General features: G+C 67.3%; 16 protein-coding genes and 1 other annotated feature. Of the genes, 9 read left to right on the forward strand and 7 right to left on the reverse strand.

Going from position 1 to position 17996, the window contains the following annotated elements; translation table 11 throughout:
- Positions 1–100 precede the first annotated feature (100 nt).
- A complete protein-coding gene (locus PSV23_RS10250; protein WP_300468548.1) occupies positions 101–379 on the forward strand; it encodes a hypothetical protein in 279 nt (92 codons plus the stop codon).
- Between the two features lie 408 nt (positions 380–787).
- Here the strand turns inward: PSV23_RS10250 and recN are convergent, their stop codons facing one another.
- Together recN and PSV23_RS10260 are read right to left on the reverse strand one after the other, a co-directional pair.
- Positions 788–2488, reverse strand: a complete 1701-nt coding sequence (gene recN, locus PSV23_RS10255; RefSeq protein ID WP_300468550.1) for a DNA repair protein RecN — start codon at positions 2486–2488, stop codon at positions 788–790.
- A gap of 163 nt (positions 2489–2651) precedes the next feature.
- Positions 2652–3509, reverse strand: coding sequence for an outer membrane protein assembly factor BamD (locus PSV23_RS10260; protein WP_370461049.1), 858 nt, complete (start codon positions 3507–3509; stop codon positions 2652–2654).
- Between the two features lie 205 nt (positions 3510–3714).
- Between PSV23_RS10260 and PSV23_RS10265 the strand changes: the two genes are divergently transcribed.
- The 7 genes from PSV23_RS10265 to ychF all read left to right on the forward strand — a co-directional run bounded on the left by PSV23_RS10265 (position 3715) and on the right by ychF (position 10359).
- Entirely contained in the window at positions 3715–4650 is a 936-nt protein-coding gene (locus PSV23_RS10265) for a ribose-phosphate pyrophosphokinase (RefSeq protein ID WP_300468554.1), read from the forward strand.
- A 69-nt stretch (positions 4651–4719) separates the two neighbouring features.
- On the forward strand, positions 4720–5868 hold the full coding sequence (locus PSV23_RS10270; protein ID WP_300468556.1) for a hypothetical protein: 1149 nt from the start codon (positions 4720–4722) through the stop codon (positions 5866–5868).
- Positions 5869–5994: 126 nt separating this feature from the next.
- The gene (locus PSV23_RS10275) at positions 5995–7080 is read left to right on the forward strand and encodes a hypothetical protein (RefSeq protein ID WP_300468558.1); all 1086 of its coding nucleotides are present in this window, start codon (positions 5995–5997) and stop codon (positions 7078–7080) included.
- Positions 7081–7216: 136 nt separating this feature from the next.
- Positions 7217–7903 carry a 50S ribosomal protein L25/general stress protein Ctc gene (locus PSV23_RS10280; RefSeq protein WP_300468560.1) on the forward strand — a complete coding sequence of 229 codons (687 nt, stop codon included), beginning with the start codon at positions 7217–7219 and terminating at the stop codon, positions 7901–7903.
- A 76-nt stretch (positions 7904–7979) separates the two neighbouring features.
- The gene (pth, locus tag PSV23_RS10285) at positions 7980–8600 is read left to right on the forward strand and encodes an aminoacyl-tRNA hydrolase (RefSeq protein WP_300468562.1); all 621 of its coding nucleotides are present in this window, start codon (positions 7980–7982) and stop codon (positions 8598–8600) included.
- Between the two features lie 62 nt (positions 8601–8662).
- Positions 8663–9139, forward strand: a complete 477-nt coding sequence (locus tag PSV23_RS10290) for a copper chaperone PCu(A)C (RefSeq protein ID WP_300468564.1) — start codon at positions 8663–8665, stop codon at positions 9137–9139.
- 125 nt (positions 9140–9264) lie between these two features.
- Complete coding sequence (ychF, locus tag PSV23_RS10295; protein WP_300468566.1) at positions 9265–10359, forward strand: redox-regulated ATPase YchF; 1095 nt, start codon at positions 9265–9267, stop codon at positions 10357–10359.
- Here ychF and PSV23_RS10300 read toward each other — a convergent pair.
- Positions 10352–10834, reverse strand: a complete 483-nt coding sequence (locus PSV23_RS10300; protein WP_300468568.1) for a hypothetical protein — start codon at positions 10832–10834, stop codon at positions 10352–10354. The genes ychF and PSV23_RS10300 overlap by 8 nt on opposite strands.
- A 129-nt stretch (positions 10835–10963) precedes the next feature.
- Between PSV23_RS10300 and PSV23_RS10305 the strand changes: the two genes are divergently transcribed.
- A complete protein-coding gene (locus PSV23_RS10305) occupies positions 10964–11227 on the forward strand; it encodes a hypothetical protein (RefSeq protein ID WP_300468570.1) in 264 nt (87 codons plus the stop codon).
- A gap of 76 nt (positions 11228–11303) precedes the next feature.
- Here PSV23_RS10305 and PSV23_RS10310 read toward each other — a convergent pair whose 3' ends face one another.
- From PSV23_RS10310 to PSV23_RS10325, 4 genes are all read right to left on the reverse strand, one after another.
- Positions 11304–11834 carry a porin family protein gene (locus PSV23_RS10310; RefSeq protein ID WP_300468572.1) on the reverse strand — a complete coding sequence of 177 codons (531 nt, stop codon included), beginning with the start codon at positions 11832–11834 and terminating at the stop codon, positions 11304–11306.
- A gap of 184 nt (positions 11835–12018) precedes the next feature.
- The gene (gene ppdK, locus PSV23_RS10315) at positions 12019–14709 is read right to left on the reverse strand and encodes a pyruvate, phosphate dikinase (protein WP_300468574.1); all 2691 of its coding nucleotides are present in this window, start codon (positions 14707–14709) and stop codon (positions 12019–12021) included.
- A gap of 1008 nt (positions 14710–15717) precedes the next feature.
- The gene (locus tag PSV23_RS10320; protein WP_300468576.1) at positions 15718–16005 is read right to left on the reverse strand and encodes a hypothetical protein; all 288 of its coding nucleotides are present in this window, start codon (positions 16003–16005) and stop codon (positions 15718–15720) included.
- A 310-nt stretch (positions 16006–16315) separates the two neighbouring features.
- On the reverse strand, positions 16316–17791 hold the full coding sequence (locus tag PSV23_RS10325; RefSeq protein WP_366524237.1) for a SulP family inorganic anion transporter: 1476 nt from the start codon (positions 17789–17791) through the stop codon (positions 16316–16318).
- A 40-nt stretch (positions 17792–17831) separates the two neighbouring features.
- Positions 17832–17894: a sequence feature (sul1 is cis-regulatory element that is thought to sense ions involved in sulfur or methionine metabolism; They are found in Alphaproteobacteria), on the reverse strand.
- Positions 17895–17996: the final 102 nt, after the last annotated feature.

Genomic DNA, 17996 nt, shown 5'->3' on the forward strand with positions numbered 1-17996 from the left:
CAGGAGCCCATGCTCCCGCAGGGGTGGAGAGCCGTCCACAGCATCAATTGCGGACGTTGAAGCTGATCGTCACTGTCAGGCTAGTGGCGGGGGGCCGGGTATGTTCGACTTGCTTCTGATCGACCTGGTCGTCTTTTCGATTGGCTTTGGTGTGGGACTTCTAACCCGCTGGCCTTGGCGAAAGACACTGATCGTCGCCGGACTCCTTGGAGCCGTTCCCGCAGCGGCTTACGCTGTGATTTCCTTCCCTGACGCAGCAGCAGTGCCGCGCGAGTTTGCGGTCTTTCTGGTCTTGGCAGTCTTTTGGGCGTCGGCCTTTGCCTTGGTCGGAGCATCGATTGCCGTCGGCCTGCGAAGGCTATGGCGTCGCTTCATGTGAGGAGCGCGGGCGTGATGTCTGCCTCCCCAACCTCAAGCGACAGTCTGCTCCCGACCCTTATCGGACCTTGGAAGTGTCGGGTAAGAGGCGACGCCGATATCGACGACCAACGTATCCCGCCAAGAGGAAGAGTCCGACCCCTAGAAGGGTAAAGGCCGTGCCGGCTGCGAGGTTTAAAAGGCGGGTCGAAGCGTCGGCGGTCTTCAGCCATGACCAGTTTGAGATCGTGATCCCAACCGCCATGATGCCGATGATCAGGCTCGACCAACGCACTTGGGCAACGACCGACAAAAGGAATTTCTGGTTCGATGTCATGCCGAGGACGCTAATGCGCCTCTGGTCCGCTTTCCACCCATAGCCGACCTCCGGAACGTCCCGGTTCGAGCGACGCACCGCGTCGCTTCCCCGTCAGCCGATCAGCGATCTCGCCGCGGCCCGCGCTTCATCCGTAATCACCGCGCCTGACAGCATCCGCGCGATCTCTTCACGACGCGCCTCGTCGTCCAGCGCATCGACGGTGGTGGTCGTCAGGCCGCCGGCGTCGGCCTTGCGCACCTTCCAGTGGGCGTGGCCGCGGGCCGCAACCTGGGGACTGTGCGTCACCACCAGAACCTGCGCCCCGTGCGACAGCCGTTGCAGGCGGGCCCCGACGGCCGAGGCGACGGCGCCGCCGACGCCCTGGTCGACCTCGTCGAAGATCATCACCGGCTGGCGCTGGTCCGCGCGGCCGGCCAGGGCCGCCTTCATGGCGAGGGCGAAGCGGGCCAGTTCGCCCCCTGACGCAATGGCGTCCAGCGGGCCGAAGGCGGTTCCGGCGTTGGTGGCGATCTCGAAGCGGACGGTCTCGACGCCCAGCGGTCCGCGACGGCCCTCGGCCACGGGCTCGAAGGCGACGCGGAAACGGGCGCGGTCCAGTTTCAGCGGGCCCAGTTCGGTCATCACCGAGGCGGTCAGGCGGTCGGCGGCGGCCTCGCGCGCCGAGGTCAGCAGGATGGCGGCGACGTCATAGGCCTCGCGCGCGGCCGAGGCGGCGCGTTCGGCGGCGGTGATGGCCTCGGCCCCGTCCTCGATCAGCCGCAGCCGTTCGCGGAAGCGGACACGCAGCACCGGCAGGCTGTCGACCGAGGTGTTCAGCTTGCGGGCGGCGGCGCGCAGGGCGAACAGACGCTCTTCCGCCTTGTCGAGCCGGCCCGGCTCGAAGTCGAAGGCGTTGGCGGCGGCGTCGACGCAGGCGATGGCTTCTTCCGCCTCGACCATGGTGCGGTCGATGGCCTCGGCGGCGGCGGACAGTTTCTGCAACAGGGGGTGTTCGGGGTCCGTGCCCGCCTGCCCCGCCCGGGTGCGCGCGTGCTCGACGGCGCGCAGGGCGGCCGACAGCTTCTGGGACAGCTTGTCCCCGCCCAGCTGGGTGCGGGCGTCGGCCAGATCGCCGATGGCCTTTTCCGCCGCGCCGAGGATGGCGCGTTCGCCGGCCAGTTCGGTCTCCTCGTCGGCGCGGGGATCGAGTTCGTCGAGTTCGGCGAGGTTCTGCGTCAGTTCCTCGGCGTGGGCGGCGGCGTCGGCGGCGGCGGCCTTGAGGTCGGAGACGGTGCGTTCGGCGGTTTTCAGCTTTTCGGCGGCGCCGGCCACTCCGTCCAGCTGGGGCTGCAGCCCGCCGTAGATGTCGAGCAGGGCGCGGTGGGTCTTCCAGTCCAGCAGGCCGACGGTCTCTTGCTGGCCGTGCACCTCGACCAGGGCCTGGCCGATCTCGCGCAGGGCGGTCACGCCGGCGGGCTGGTCGTTGACGAAGGCGCGGCTGCGGCCGTCGGCGGCGACGGTGCGGCGCAGGATCAGCTCCTCGCCCGGCGCCACGTCGAAGCCCCGCTCGCTGATCATGGCGATCAGGGCGGGGTCGTCGGGGGCGGTGAAGACGGCGGTGGCCGAGGCCTGTTTGGCGCCCGCCCGCACCAGACCGGCGTCGGCGCGCGCGCCCAGCGCCAGGCCCAGTGCGTCGAGAATGATCGACTTGCCGGCCCCGGTTTCGCCGGTCAGCACGGTCAGCCCGCCCTCGACCTCGAGGTCGAGCGCGTCCACCAGCACGATGTCGCGGATGGAAAGGGCGGTCAGCATGGGCGCACACACCGTCCGTCACCCCGGGGCTTGTCCCGAGGGCCCATTTGTCCGGGGCAAGAGAGGTGGGCGTAGGACAAAGCGAATCGTTTCACCGGCGACGCCGGAGAATGCTGACCAATGGGTCCCCGGGACAAGCCCGGGGATGACGGGTGGTTGAAGATCAGCCCGGAATGATCCGGCGCAGCCAGCTTTCGCGCTGGCCGGTCGGCGTGACGCCGGGTTGGCGGCCCTCTTCCGACAGCAGGGCATAGGCCTCGGCATACCAGGGGCTGCCCGGATAGTTGAAGCCCAGAACGGAGCCGTTGCGGGTCGCCTCTTCCTTCAGGCCCAGCATCAGATTGACCTCGACCAGACGGTACAGGGCCTCGGGCGTGTGCGAGGTGCGCTGGTAGGCCTCGTTGTCGATCACCGCCTTGTAGCGGTTGAGCGCCGCCAGTGGCTGGCCGGCGCGCTGGTAGTAGCGGCCGATCGCCATTTCCTTGCCGGCCAGCTGGTCGTTGACCATGTCGATCTTGACCGCGGCGTCGCTGGCGTAGGAGGTCCCGGGATAGCGGCGCTGCACATCCCTGAGGCCGTCGAGGGCCGCCTGGGCGTAGCCCTGGTCCCGGCCCACGTCGGTGATCTGTTCGAAATTGCACAGGGCCTTCATGTAGAAGGCGTAGGGCGCGGACGGATTGCCGGGGAACAGCTGGATGAAGCGGTCCGACGCGGCGATGGCCTCGGCGTAGTTGTTGTTCTGATAGTAGGCGTAGATCTGCATCAGGATCGCGCGGCGCGACCACTCCGAATACGGATGCTGGCGCTCTACCTCCTGGAAATAGTCGATCGCGTCGGCCCAGCGCCTGCTCTGCAGGCGCTGATAGCCGGTGTTGTAGAGCGCCTCGACCGGGCGCTCCTCATAGGCCAGACGGGGACGATCGCCACGGCCTGCACAGGCCGACATCGTCAGGGCCGAGGCAGCCACGGTGGCCAGGATCAGGCCGGCGCGGAACTTGAAAGCAGGCAAGGACGACCTCAAAATGCAAGCCGGCGGGCGCGAACCCGTCGGCGCCCCCGAAAACGAGACGCGATCTCTACACCAGCGGACTTGTCTGCGCCAATGCGCGAAACAGCCGTTAAAAAGACGCGTCGCGCCTTGTGGCCGGGCCATCCGCTGGTATGTAGCGCGCCAGCGCCACGGCGGCATTCTCAGCCCGGCGATGACGGCGAAAGGATGACCGGACATGAAGCTGCTCTCTGGCAACTCCAACCGGACCCTGTCCCAGGCGATCGCGGCCCACCTCGACATGCCCCTGACCAAGGCCCAGGTGAAGCGGTTCGCCGACAACGAGGTCTTCGCCGTCATCGAGGAGAACGTCCGCGGCGAGGACGTCTTCATCATCCAGTCGACCAGCTATCCGGCCAATGACAACCTGATGGAGCTGCTGATCATGACCGATGCGCTGGTGCGCGCCTCGGCCAGGCGGATCACGGCGGTCATGCCCTATTTCGGCTATGCACGGCAGGACCGGAAAACCGGCGGCCGCACGCCCATCTCGGCCAAGCTTGTGGCCAATATGATCACCCGCGCCGGGGCGCACCGGGTGCTGACGATGGATCTGCACGCCGGCCAGATCCAGGGCTTCTTCGACATCCCGACCGACAACCTGGTCGCCACCCCCGTGCTGGCCCAGGACATCAAGGACCATTATCCCCGCGGCGACGACCTGATGATCGTCTCGCCCGACGTCGGCGGCGTGGTCCGCGCCCGTTCGCTGGCGTCGCGCCTCAACGCCGACCTGGCTATCGTCGACAAGCGGCGGGCCCGGGCCGGCGAGAGCGAGGTCATGAACATCATCGGCGACGTCGAGGGCCGGCGCTGCATCCTGTTCGACGACATCGTCGATTCCGGCGGCACCCTGGTGAACGCGGCCAAGGCCCTGATGGACAAGGGCGCGACCGAGGTTTCGGCCTATATCAGCCACGGCGTCCTGTCGGGGCCGGCTGTCCAGCGCGTGACCGACGGGCCGCTGAAGGAACTGGTCATCACCGATTCCATCGAACAGCCGCACGAAGTTTTGACCTGCGGCAAGATCCGCACGGTCTCGGTCGCACCGTTGATCGGCGAGGCCATCCGGCGGATCGCGAACGAGGAATCGGTCTCCAAACTGTTCGATTGACCGATTTGCCGCCTCAAATTGGCCGGGAGCGCGTTCTCTGCTCCACGACGGACAGTTCGAGGAGATTTCATGCGTTCGGGAATGATGCGACGCGGCCTTTCGCTGGCCGCCCTGTGTGCGGCCGCCGTCCTGGCGGGCTGCGCTTCGGGCCAGGCCGAAGCTGAAGCGGAGGCCGCGCGGGTCGCCGAAGCCGCGGCGCTGGCCGCGCGGACGCCGCCGCCGATCACCCTGTCGCAAGGCGTCGCCCAGGACGCGGCTGTCTATCTCGCCTTCGCCCGCGACATCGCCACCATCCGGGGCGGGTTCGAGAGTCCGGAAGCCATCCAGGCCGCCCTGCGCCAGGGCGCCGCCTATGACCCGGGCCAGATTTCCCGGGGCCTGGTCGCCTATGCCTCCATCGTCGCCCTGCAGTCGCCGGCGTTCGTCACCGGCGTCAATCAATACGGGATCAATCCGACGGGCCGGCAGAAGATGATCGCCGACATCGTCGCCGACCCGCGCGTCGCCTCGTACATGCCGGGGGCGGATGAGGCCGCGGGCCTGATCATGGCCGCCCTGAACACCGAGATCGACGCCCTGAGCACCGCGGCCAATTCGGTGGAGAACGACGCCTATGCCGCCCAGGCCGACGGCCGCCGTTCCTGGGCGATCGCCCATATCGCCGACCGCGAGACCCGGCTGGCGGGCGCCAAGACCCTGTCTGGCCAGACCATGCTGCCCCCGGCCGCGGAGTCGGCGCGCCTGTTCGCGGCCGCCGGCAACGGCGCGGGCCTGGGAGTCACCGGCGGACGCCGCCGTGAGGGGCGACCCTATCCGCCCGTGGTGACGAACGCCCTGGCCCTGGCGGCCCTGGCGGCCCTCGGCGCCGCCGGCGAGGACGCGCGCGCCAACACCGCCGCCCTGCAGTCCGAACCAACCAGTCAGACCTGCCTGCACGAGTCCAAGCTCAACCTTTACCAGTGCCTGGCCGCCTCGCGGCCCAGCTATGAGGACATGTTCTGCCTCGGCCGCCACATCGTGCGCGACCTTGCGACCTGCACCCGGAGTTCGGCCCTGCCGGCTGCGACCGTCACGGTCTCCGATCCGGTCGCCGCGGATCCGCTGCCTCCGGTCATCGTGACCGTGCCCATCGATCCGCCCCTGCGCACGCAGGCCTCCCCGACCGAGCGGCTCAACATGGGGACCGCCGCGCCGATCCCGGTCATCCCGGGCGGCTGACCGCGCCAGGTCGGTCGTCGATCCTGCTGGCGGATTAGTGATCGGCAAACGATTCGCGGGGCGTTATAAGGACGTTGGTGTTTCGGCGTCCCGCGAAGGCGCCGTGCGTGTTCTGGGGAATCTCGCATGATCATGGCCTATCCGCGTCGCGGCCTGTCGGTCGCCGCCGCCGCCGCCGCCCTTGTTCTGGCCAGCTGCGCCACGCCCGAGCCCGAACCGGCTCCCCCGCCGCCGCCGCCGCCGCCGCCGCCCGCCGTCAGCCTGAACGAGGGCGTGGCCCAGGCCGCATCCATCTATGTCGCCTTCATGCGCGAGGCCGGCTCGATCAGTGCTGGCTTCGACAGCGCCGAGGCCATCCAGGCCGCCATCCGGAAGGGCGCCTCGTATGAGCCGGCGCAGCTGTCGCGCGGCATGATCGCCTATGGCTCGATCCTGGCGTTGCAGTCGCCCGAGTTCGTGCAGGGTGTCCGCACCTACGCCGTCGATCCCGCCCAGCGTCAGCAGATGATCGCTCGCATCCTCGCCGACCCCGCCACCGCCGCGACCTTCCCCGGCGCCGCCGCCGCCGCCGGCCTGATCGTCGACACCATCGGCCGCGACTCCGCCGCCATGCTGCTGATCGCCGAGGCCGTCGAGGAAGACGCCTATACGATTCAGGGGCGCGGCGATCCGCGCCGCCGCTGGGCCACCGTGCACATTTCCGACCGCGTCACCCGGCTGGAGGGCGCCAAGTCGCTCTCGGCGGTGCAGATGCTGCCGTCGGCCGAAGAATCCGCCCGCCTGTTCGCCGCCGCCAACAGCGGATCTGGACTGGGCATGGGCTCGGCCCGCTCGGGCCCGCCCTACACCCCCGCCGTGGTCCGGTCGCTGGCCGTCGCCGCCCTGGCCGCCCTCGGCGCAGGCGGCGAGGACGGCCGCGCCAACACCGAGGCCCTGACGGTCGAGCAGAACAGCGAATTCTGCCTCAACATGTCCAAGCTGATGCTGTTCCAGTGCCTGGCGGCCTCGCGCCCCAGCTATGAGGACATGTTCTGCGTCGGACGCCACGTGGCGCGCGATCTGGCCACCTGTACGGCCCAGAACATCACCCCCGCCCCGGTTGAAGCGCCCCAGACCGCCGTGGCGGGTGGGGCCCCCGAACAGACTCCCGTCGCCGCGGAAGCGGCCGCGGTATCCACGGCGGCGACGGCGGCGCTGAACAACGGCGGCTGAACACGTTCGCTGCGCCCGGGCTGTTGCGTCCGGGGGTTCTTGCGTGTAATGACCCGCGCTCTTGAATTCAGGGTCCCTAGACCCCGCCGCGAGGGCTGACTGGTCAGCGCGGCGTTTGTGTTGTTGAGGCGAGGCGATGGCCGAGATCATTCTGAACGTGGACGTCCGTGATGGCGTTGGCACCGGCGGCGCCCGCGCCGCGCGTCGCGCGGGCATGGTCCCGGGCGTGCTGTACGGCGGCGACAAGGCCCCCGTGGCCATCTCGGTGAACGAGCGCGACTTCCGCAAGTCGCTCTACACCGGCAAGCTGCTGGGCCACCTGGTGACGCTGAAGTACGGCGACGAGAGCCAGCCCGTCATCGCACGCGACGTGCAGTTCGACCCCGTATCGGATCGTCCGCTGCACTTCGACCTGATGCGCGTCAGCGAAAAGCAGACGATCAAGATCGACATCCCGGTTCACTTCATCAACCAGGACCAGTGCGAAGCCTTCCGTCAGGGCGGCTCGCTGGAAGTCGTCCGTCACTCGGTCGAGGTGAAGGTCCGCGCCGACCACATCCCGGAAGACCTGATCGTCGACCTGTCCGGCCACAAGATGGGCGACACCATCCGCTGGACCGACCTGAAGGGCACGAAGGACGTCGAGCCCACCATCACCGACCGTGACTTCGTGATCGCCTCGATCAAGACGTCTTCGGCCGCCATCTCGGCCGCCGCCGACGAGGCCCAGGACGCCGAAAGCGCCGCCGAGGCCGCCGAGGTCGAAGCGACCGAACAGGCCGCTGCCGACGAAGCCGCCGCGGAAGACACCGCCGAGAGCTGATCGCCCCCGACAACCTGCTGCTGGAACGGCCCCATCCGGCGACGGACGGGGCCGTTTCCTTATCCGGACCTGAGCCATGATCATCATCGCCGGCCTGGGCAATCCGGGCCCCAAATATCAGGGCAACCGCCACAACATCGGCTTCATGGCCGCCGACGAAATCGCCTCGCGCTGGCGGTTCGGACCCGAGCGGGCCAAATTCCAGTCCGTGATCCGCGAAGGCGAGGTGCCGACCTCCGCCGGGAATGTCCGCGTCCTGCTGATGAAGCCCCAGACCTTCATGAACGAAAGCGGCCGGGCTGTCGGCGAGGCCGCACGCTTCTACAAGGTCAAACCGTCCGAGGTGATCGTCTTCCATGACGAGATCGACCTGGCCCCGGGCCGATTCCGCATGAAGACGGGCGGTGGCGCGGCGGGGCAGAATGGTGTGCGCTCCCTGATCAGCCACCTGGGAGCCGACTTCCGGCGCGGGCGGATGGGCGTGGGCCATCCGGGCGAGAGCCATCTGGTCATGCCGCATGTGCTGGGCGACTTCCACAAGGCCGACCGGGTCTGGCTGGATCCCATGCTGGCCGCCGTCTCGGACGCCCTGCCCTTCGCCCTGGCCGGAGAGGACGAACGCTACCAGGCCGAGGTCATGCGCCTGGCCCCCGCGCCCAAATTCAGCCCCCGTCAGGCCGCGCGGGGCGACGACTAGACGCACCACCTTGTCCGCGGCGGACGGCGCGGATAGACCGCCCGAACCCGGAAGGAACTTCCATGAACCGCGCCCTCGTTTCCGCCGCCGCCCTGTTGATGCTGGCCGCCTGCAATTCCGGCGAACGCGCGCCCGAGCCCGGCGCGCCGACGGTAATGGTCGCCGACGCCCTGTGCCGACCGACGCCCAAGGGCCGCAAGATGACCGGCTGTTACATGACGCTCACCGCCAGCGGCGCGGACCGGCTGGTCTCGGTTGAAAGCCCTGACGCCAACATCGTCCAGATCCATGAGAGCCGCATGGAGAGCAATATGATGATGATGCGGGAGCTGAGGGACGGTCTCCCGCTGGCCGCGGGCCAGGCGACCGTGCTCGCGCCGGGCGGCAATCACCTGATGCTGTTGGGCGTGAAGGAGCCTCTGGTTGCGGGCGACACCGTCGCATTGAAACTGACTTTCGAAACCGCCACCCCGGTCGAGGTGACGGCGACTGTCGGCCAGCCGGCGACCCCGGAAAACAATCAGGCCACGGCTCACTGAGCGGTCGAACCTGACAAACGGAGCGCGACCCGCTAAAGGCTCGCGCTCACCACTCCGCTTTGCCGCCTCTTGCGGACGGAACCCGCGTCCGTCCGCTGAAGAGGCTTCAGGAACCGCCCAAGCCCATGGCTCTTAAAGTCGCGATCGTCGGCCTGCCCAACGTCGGCAAGTCCACCTTGTTCAACGCCCTGACCAAGACGGCGGCGGCCCAGGCCGCCAACTATCCGTTCTGCACCATCGAGCCGAACACCGGCGACGTGGCGGTGCCCGAGCCGCGGCTGGAGGCCCTGGCGGCCATCGCGGGCTCGAAGGAAATCATTCCCTCGCGGATCACCTTCGTCGACATCGCCGGACTGGTGCGCGGCGCGTCCAAGGGCGAGGGCCTGGGCAACCAGTTCCTGGCCAACATCCGCGACTGCGACGCCGTGGCCTTCGTGGCCCGCTGCTTCATCGATGACGACATCACCCACGTCGAAAATCGCATCGACCCGATCAGCGACCTCGAGATCATCGAGACCGAGTTGATGCTGGCCGACCTCGAAAGCCTCGAAAAGCGGGTCGTCAACGTCGAGAAGAAGGCAAAGGGCGGCGACAAGGACGCCCAGCAGACACTGCGCCTGATCAACATGGCCCTGACCCCGCTGCGCGCCGGCAAGCCCGCCCGCGTGGTCGAGGTGTCGAAGGAGGACGAGAAGGCGTGGCACATGCTGCAGCTGCTGACCTCCCTGCCCGCCCTCTATGTCTCGAACGTCGATGAAAACTCGGCCGACAAGGGCAATGAACTCTCGGATCTGGTCGCCGCGCGCGCCGCCAGTGACAACGCCAAGTCCGTGGTCATCTCGGCCAAGATCGATTCCGAACTGGCCGTGCTGGACGCCGACGAACAGGCCGAATTTCTGGAGAGCCTCGGTCTGGCCGAACCCGGCCTGAACCGCCTGATCCGCGAGGCCTACGTTCTGCTGGGTCTGCAGTCCTATTTCACGGTCGGCCCCAAGGAAGCGCGCGCCTGGACCATCCCGATCGGCGCCACCGCGCCCCAGGCCGCCGGCGTCATCCACACGGACTTCGAAAAGGGCTTCATCCGCGCCGAGACCATCGCCTTCGACGACTTCGTCGCCCTGAAGGGCGAGGCGAAGGCGCGCGAAGCAGGCAAGCTGCGCGCCGAGGGCAAGGCCTATGTCGTCAGGGACGGCGACGTGATGAACTTCCTGTTCAACTAGGCGGCCTGACCTCGCCCGGGGCCGGACAGCGGACAAGGCTGACGACCGCGCTGTTGCGGTTCAGCCAGGTCAGCCGCATGGCGTCGCCCTGGACGTTCATGCGGACCCGCTCGCGGGATGTCTGACCCTCGGCCGAGCACGCGAGGGCGGCTTCATAGCCGTCGGCGACCTGGGTGACCGACAGGATGCCACAGCTGTTTTCATAGCCTTCGAACCGGATGGTGCTGATCTCGATGGGGCGTTCGGCGCCGCGCGGGTTGGCGCACCAGGCCTGGTTGGCGGCCCACCGGCCTACAAAGGTCTGTGGGCCCGATCCCGGCATGATCGAACCGACGCCCGGCGGCGGGGTCGGGGCCGGAGCTTCGGCCTCCGGCGTATTGATCGGCGCCGCGGGGTCCGTGGGCGGATTGGTCTCTGACGGACCGCAGGCGGCCAGCGCGAAGAGAGCGAACGGGGCAAGGCGATGCAGGGTCATGACCTTACAACGCGGTTCCTGGACGAGGGCTCCCGATCTCGCCTCGATCACGAATTCGCGGTCACGCTTGCATCCACCGCAGGATTTTGCGACCGCTTCGCTTGTGTCGAGAACAGGGGGACATCCCGCATGACTCAGAACACCAATCCATGGGCGGCCCAGGTTGATCCGCTGGCGCAAGACATCGCCGCGGTGCTCAAACGCATGGGCGGCTCGGCCCACCAGCGCGACGTGGTCCAGTGCGTCGCCGCGATGAAGCGACAGCGGGGCGAGACCGTGGCCCAGGACCTCGCCAACCGGATCGTCGAGGTGTTCGAGAAATACCGCGACCTGTTCTTCAAGCCGTTCGGCGAAGGCTCGATGCGCTGGGCGCTGCAGCCGGGCGTGGCCTGATCCACCAAACTCAAATGGCGAAAAGGCGCGCCTCCGCAAGGGGGCGCGCCTTCGTCGTTTCGGGAACCGTCAGCCTTTAGAAGCGGCGGACGTAGCTCAGGCCGTAGGTGTCGAGTTCACCGCCGTTGTCGTCGGTGAAGTCGCGGCGGGTCCAGTCGGCGCGGACGCCGTTGCGACCGTCGAAGAAGTAGTTGGCGCCGGCGCCGTAGTTGACGCTCTCGCCGTCTTCGGTGGCGGTGAAGCCCGCGACGTCAGCCTTGATCTGGGTCGTGCCGTAGCCGACGCGGCCGAACACTTCGAGGTTCGGGCTGATCGGCAGGGTGCCGACGACATAGGCCGCGGCGTCGTACTCATGGGACAGGTCGCCCGTGACGCCGCCGACGGTGATCTCGTCGTCCTTGACGCCGAACGAGGCTTCGCCCTCGACGCCGACGTAGCGGTTGAACTTCGCATTCAGGCGGCCGGTGACGGCGCCCAGGTCGGCGTCGTCGCCGTCCAGCTGGGTGTAGCCGATGGAGCCGGTGACCTGGGGATTGGAGACGGTCTGCGCCATCGCGGGAGCGGCGAGCAGAGTAAGAGCGGCGGTAGCGAGAAGAATGTTACGCATTGTTTCTTGTATCCTCTAGATGCGGCAACCATCGGCTGCCAGCCCCATCCAGCGAGGACACAAATGGGCGGTCGAAAGCGGCGTTCCAGTGGCGCTCGAATACATAACGATAACTGTGTGACTCGAGGCACAGACCGCGTTACCCCAAGCAAGACAGATTTGTGGCGGTCCGATCACTGCTCGCTCAGCGGTCCTTCTCTCGTTCGGTTCCGGCGCGGGCGTGCAGGGCGGCCTGGGCGGCGGCGAGGCGGGCGATCGGCACGCGATAGGGCGAGCAGCTGACGTAGTCGAGGCCGACCTCCTCGCAGAAGGCGATCGAGGCCGGGTCGCCGCCGTGTTCGCCGCAGATGCCCATCTTGATCCCGGGCCGCGCCGCCCCGCCCCGCTCGGCGGCGATTCGGATCAGGTCGCCGACGCCTTCCTGATCGAGGCGGACGAAGGGATCGGTCTCGAAGATGCCCTTGTCCATATAGGCCTGCAGGAAGCGGCCGGAGTCGTCGCGGCTGATGCCGAAGGTGGTCTGGGTCAGGTCGTTGGTGCCGAAGGAGAAGAACTCGGCGTATTCGGCCAGATCGGCGGCGCGCAGGGCGGCGCGGGGCAATTCGATCATGGTGCCGACGAGGTAGTCGACCCGGTCGTCGGCCTCGGCGAAGACCGCCTCGGCGGTGCGGTCGGTCAGCTCGCGCAGGTATTTCATCTCCAGCCCGAGGGCGACCAGCGGGTGCATGATCTCGGGGATGGGGGCCTCGGCCGCCGTCTGCTTCACCTCCAGCGCCGCCTCGAGGATGGCGCGGACCTGCATCTCGTAGATCTCGGGATAGGCGACGCCGAGCCGGCAGCCGCGGTGGCCGAGCATGGGGTTGGTCTCATGCAGCTCCTTCGCCCGGCGCTTCAGCTTGGCGGCGTCCAGCCCCTGGGTCACGGCGAGGGCGTCGATCTCGGCGTCAGTGTGGGGGATGAATTCGTGCAGCGGCGGGTCCAGCAGGCGCACCGTCACCGGCAGGCCGGCCATGATGGTGAACAGCTCGACGAAGTCGGCCTTCTGGAACGGCGCAATTTTGGCGAGGGCGGCGCGGCGGCCGGCCTCGTCGTCGGCCAGGATCATCTCGCGCACGGCGGCGATGCGGGCGTCGTCGAAGAACATGTGCTCGGTGCGGCACAGGCCGATGCCCTCGGCCCCGAAGCCGCGTGCGGTCTTCGCATCGAGCGGCGTCTCGGCGTTGGCGCGGACGCGCAGGCGGCGGACCTTGTCGGCCCAGGCCATCAGGGTCTGGAAGTCGCCGGTCAGTTCGGGCTCGATCATCGCAACAGACCCATCGAGCACCTCGCCCCTCGAGCCGTCGATGGTGATGATCTCGCCCGCCCTGAAGACGCGGCCGCGGGCGGTGAAGGTCCCCGCCTTGTCGTCGATCGACAGCTCATTGATGCCGCAGACGCAGGGCCGACCCATGCCGCGGGCGACGACGGCGGCGTGGCTGGTCATGCCGCCGCGGGCCGTCAGGATGCCGCGCGCGGCGTGCATGCCGTGGATGTCCTCGGGCGAGGTCTCCTCGCGCACGAGGATGACGGCGTCGCCCAGCTGGTTGAGACGCTCGGCCTCGTCGGCGTCAAAGACGATCTTGCCCGTGGCCGCGCCGGGCGAGGCGGGCAGGCCGGCGGCCACCACGGTGCGCGTCGCGTTCGGGTCCAGGGTCGGGTGCAGCAGCTGGTCCAGCGCCGAGGGCTCGACGCGGGAGACGGCCTCCTCCTGCGAGATCACGCCTTCGGCGGCCAGATCGACGGCGATCTTCAGCGCCGACCTGGCCGTGCGCTTGCCGTTGCGGGTCTGCAGCATCCACAGCCGGCCCTGTTCGACCGTGAACTCGATGTCCTGCATGTCGCGGTAGTGGCTTTCCAGCCGCCCGACGACGTCGACGAACTCGGCGAAGACGACCGGCATGGCCTCTTCCATCGAGGGGGCGGACTCGCTCATCTCTTCCCGGCCCGCCCGGGTCAGAGACTGGGGCGTGCGTATGCCGGCGACGACGTCCTCGCCCTGGGCGTTGATCAGGAACTCACCGTAGAGTTTGGCCTCGCCGGTCGAGGGATTACGGGTGAAGGCGACGCCGGTGGCCGAGGTGTCGCCCATATTGCCGAACACCATCGACTGGACGTTGACCGCCGTGCCCCAGCTTTCCGGGATGTCGTGCATGCGGCGATAGAATTTGGCGCGGTCGTTCATCCAGCTGGCGAAGACGGCCGAGACGGCGCCCCAGAGCTGGTCATTGGGGTCCTGGGGGAAAGGCTGGCCCAGGCGGTCCTCGACCACGGCCTTGTAGTCGGCGACGACCTTTTCCCAGTCCCTGGCGGTCAGGTCGGTGTCGATGGTGACGCCCAGACGCTCCTTGTGGTCGTCCAGCACCTCCTCGAAGTCGTCGTGGCTGAGGCCGAGGACCACGCTGGAGTACATGGTGATGAAGCGACGGTAGCTGTCGAAGGCGAAGCGGCGGTCGCCGGACAGGGCGGCGAGGCCCTCGACCGTCTGGTCGTTGAGGCCGAGGTTGAGGACGGTGTCCATCATCCCCGGCATGGAGGCGCGGGCGCCCGAGCGGACCGAGACCAGCAGCGGGTTGGACGCGTCTCCGAAGGTCTTGCCGACGACGGCCTCGACCTTTTTCAGGCCGGCGGCGACCTGGGCGGTCAGGGCGTCCGGGTAGCTCTGGCCATTGGAGAAATAATGGACGCAGGCTTCGGTGGTGATGGTGAAGCCCGGCGGCACCGGCAGCCCGAGCGAGGACATCTCGGCCAGGTTGGCGCCCTTGCCGCCGAGGAGGTTCTTCATCGACGCATCGCCGTCGGCGGATCCGCCGCCGAAGCCGTACACCCACTGAGTCATCGCATGGTCCCTGAAGCCTGGTCGCACCGTCCGGCCTGACTAACGTGCTGCGCCCGCGAAGGCGAGACCGGGGCTGTAACAAACCGTGAGCAGGTGTGGCGGTTCCGGGTCACGGGGGCGGGAGTCTCCGCCGGACCCGAAAAATGCAAAAATGGAGACACTGGAGACATTCGCCCTCTGCCCTTTCCCGCCCGCTTCGTCGAAGTCGGGGCGCCGGCCGGGCGGCGCGCCCTGCTGAAACGGTGCGTATCCTTCATGACGTCATTCAAGCATGGGGCTGCGTCAGAATCGGACGGAGGAGGTCTGGCGACGGAATTTATGGGGTGAGAGTCTCCGAAAACGGGGGCGAAAAGGGCGGATTGAAGGGGGCGGGAGTCGCGACTTCACGGCCGGAGGCCGGGGCAGCTACTGGCCTCCTGCTGCATAGGGGGAGCGTCAGATGAGAGACGCCGCGAGCAGTCATCGTCGACGTCGCTTGAGGGTGGAAAGCGGACCCGCCTATGGTTCGTAAACTGCGATAACGGCGTCGAGTCGCGAGACGACATCCCGCTCCCGGGAACGGGAGGCCCGCATTGCGCGCGCCTCGGTCACAAGCTCCTGCCCGCACCGAAGCTTGTCCATTTGCGCGTTCAGCCATTGGTCCCGCTCGGACCCGTCCCCGCCGAACTCGCCGGAATAGTACTGACAATGGACTCCCCGATACTCCAGGGCCTCCAGAGGGTCGGAGGGCTCCGCCTCAACCTGCCGATAGCGCTCCTCGGTAGCCGCCCAGGACATCTGCGCGGGGGTCTGGGGAGCGCTCACTGGCGCAGCTGGCGCCGGGACTGGCTCTGGCGCGGCGCTTTCCGCGGTCGGGGTCTGATCCGGCCCGCAGGCAGTGAGGATCAGGACGGTGAGTCCAATAACGACAGTGCGAGACATGCGGCGCCCTCCCGGGACAGGGTGACTATGCTGCGTGCGATGGCCAAGGCGTCAAGAGCGAGCGGCAACGGAACCAGAGCCTTGCGCTCAGGTCGCTTCGCGAAGCGCGATAATGGCCGGGAAGTTGTCGTCCATGACAGTGCCTTCATTATCAAGCTGGTCGAGCGTACCCATCTGCACCTCCCAAGCCTTGTCGGTGACCCCGGCTGCCAAAGCCTGGCCTTCAAACCAGGGCGTGCAGAGCTCGGCGGAGCACATCACTTCATTCGCTTCCCCACCGTCGATCGGCTGGATTCGGAGATAGCAGTTGTCGCCACAGGTCAGACCGGTGATCCTGATCTTCGTCCAGGCTCCCGCAGGGTTCACGGCGGTCACACTGGCGGGCGCCGTGGGCGCTGGCGCGGCAACTTCGGGGGCCGACGTCTGATCCCCAGGCCCGCAAGCGGCGAGCATCAAACTGGTCAGTCCAATAACGACAACTCGAGACATGGTCCCTCCCCGGGGCATGTGAAATGTGAGTGAAGCGGCGAAGAAATTGAGGTCGGGCGCGCCTGTGAACGACCGCCAATGGGCACGCTAACCCGGCGTGTCAGGAATCGGAAATGGAGAGCCAGGACCGTCCCGCCTACCCGCGCAGGGCGACGGGACAATGTCTGCCTCGGGTCGGGAGCGGACATTGACGTAGCTAGTGCATCGCACCGACTGGCAGGTGATCCTTATCGTGCTTCCCCACCCGGTCGATGAGCGATTGACCCGTTTCGTTCATGCCGACGACAGCGACCTCTGCCCCCTGACGGCGGTATCGGAAGACCACCTTGTCGACTGCCGCGACCCCGGTCAGGTCCCACAAGTGTGCGCCCGTCATGTCGATCTCGACCCGCTTCGGGTGGCCGTGATGCTCGAAGGCGGCGGCGAACACATCCGCTGATGCAAAAAAGAGCTGACCCGTGACACGATAGCGCAAGACGCCATGCTCATGTGTGGGGATCTCCTCGACCGCTACTGTTTTGCCGACCTTCCGCATGAAGAAGATTGCGGACAGGATCACTCCCAGGACCACACCCTTGGACAGGTCGTGCGTGGCTACGACCGTTACCGTTGTGGCGATCATGACGATGGAGGACTGGATCGGCGTGGACCGCAGTTTCATCACCGAACCCCAGTCGAATGTGCCGACCGAGACCATGATCATGACGGCGACCAGAGCGGCCATCGGGATTTGAGCAACCCACTCCTGCAGCACCAGCATCAAGAATAGCAGGAAGAGCCCAGCCCACAGCGTTGAGAGCCGACCGCGCGCCCCTGACGTGACGTTGATGATCGACTGGCCGATCATCGCGCAGCCCGCCATGCCCCCAAACAGCGAGGCGGCGATGTTGGCGATGCCCTGACCGCGTGTCTCACGATCCTTGTCGGACGGCGTGTCGGTGATGTCGTCGATGAGGTTGGCGGTCAGCAGGCTTTCCAGCAGGCCGACGAAGGCCAGGGTCGCCGAGATGGGCGCGATGATCAGGAGAGTTTCCCACGTCAGCGGAACGGCGGGGATGTGGAACATCGGGAGCGTGGAAGGCATCTGGCCCATGTCGCCGACGGTGCGCACGTCCAGCCCCGACCAGATGACGAAGCCGCTGAGAAGCACGATGGCAACGAGCGGCGATGGGACGGCTTTTGTGAAACGCGGCAAGCCGTAGATTATGACCAGGGCGGCGACGACGAGGGCGAAGGTCTGCCAGTTCGCGCCGATCAGCTCCGGCATCTGGGCGAGGAAGATCAGGATCGCCAGCGAGTTCACGAACCCGGTCATGACCGAGCGAGATACGAACTTGATGTATCTGCCGAGCCGGAGGAGTCCGACCGCAATCTGGAATACGCCGGTCAGCAATGATGCTGCGAAGAGATATTCGAGGCCATGATCGCGGACGAGCGTGACCATCAACAAGGCCATCGCCCCGGTCGCCGCCGAGATCATCGCAGGTCGTCCGCCGACGAACGAGATCGTCACAGCGATGATGAAACTGGCGTAGAGCCCGACGGCGGGGTCGACCCCAGCGATTATCGAGAAGGCGATGGCTTCGGGGATCAGGGCCAGCGCCACGACTGTTCCGGCCAACAGGTCGCGGCGAGGATTGGCGAGCCATTGCTGGCGCGCGGATGCGATTATGGACATTTGAACTTCAACTGGGTGAGCCGCGCGGCGGCTCGATTTCCTGACGGATAGGCGGTCAGGATAGCCACCGCCTCCTGCATTGCAGGGACAGTCCGAAGTGAAGGCTGCCTCATGCCTTCAAGCGGCTGTGTGGGCAAGACCTCATGTCCGCAATTGATGCTGTGGACGGCTCTCCACCCCTGCGGGAGCATGGGCTCCT

The organism is Brevundimonas sp. (assembly GCF_029946145.1).
In the GTDB taxonomy this organism is placed as follows: Bacteria; Pseudomonadota; Alphaproteobacteria; order Caulobacterales; family Caulobacteraceae; genus Brevundimonas.

Coding starts and splice junctions, on each gene's coding strand:
- PSV23_RS10250 (WP_300468548.1), top strand. CDS start 101: ATGTTCGACTTGCTTCTGATCGACCTGGTCGTCTTTTCGATTGGCTTT.
- recN (WP_300468550.1), bottom strand. CDS start 2,488: ATGCTGACCGCCCTTTCCATCCGCGACATCGTGCTGGTGGACGCGCTC.
- PSV23_RS10265 (WP_300468554.1), top strand. CDS start 3,715: ATGAAGCTGCTCTCTGGCAACTCCAACCGGACCCTGTCCCAGGCGATC.
- PSV23_RS10270 (WP_300468556.1), top strand. CDS start 4,720: ATGCGTTCGGGAATGATGCGACGCGGCCTTTCGCTGGCCGCCCTGTGT.
- PSV23_RS10275 (WP_300468558.1), top strand. CDS start 5,995: ATGATCATGGCCTATCCGCGTCGCGGCCTGTCGGTCGCCGCCGCCGCC.
- PSV23_RS10280 (WP_300468560.1), top strand. CDS start 7,217: ATGGCCGAGATCATTCTGAACGTGGACGTCCGTGATGGCGTTGGCACC.
- pth (WP_300468562.1), top strand. CDS start 7,980: ATGATCATCATCGCCGGCCTGGGCAATCCGGGCCCCAAATATCAGGGC.
- PSV23_RS10290 (WP_300468564.1), top strand. CDS start 8,663: ATGAACCGCGCCCTCGTTTCCGCCGCCGCCCTGTTGATGCTGGCCGCC.
- ychF (WP_300468566.1), top strand. CDS start 9,265: ATGGCTCTTAAAGTCGCGATCGTCGGCCTGCCCAACGTCGGCAAGTCC.
- PSV23_RS10300 (WP_300468568.1), bottom strand. CDS start 10,834: ATGACCCTGCATCGCCTTGCCCCGTTCGCTCTCTTCGCGCTGGCCGCC.
- PSV23_RS10305 (WP_300468570.1), top strand. CDS start 10,964: ATGACTCAGAACACCAATCCATGGGCGGCCCAGGTTGATCCGCTGGCG.
- PSV23_RS10310 (WP_300468572.1), bottom strand. CDS start 11,834: ATGCGTAACATTCTTCTCGCTACCGCCGCTCTTACTCTGCTCGCCGCT.
- ppdK (WP_300468574.1), bottom strand. CDS start 14,709: ATGACTCAGTGGGTGTACGGCTTCGGCGGCGGATCCGCCGACGGCGAT.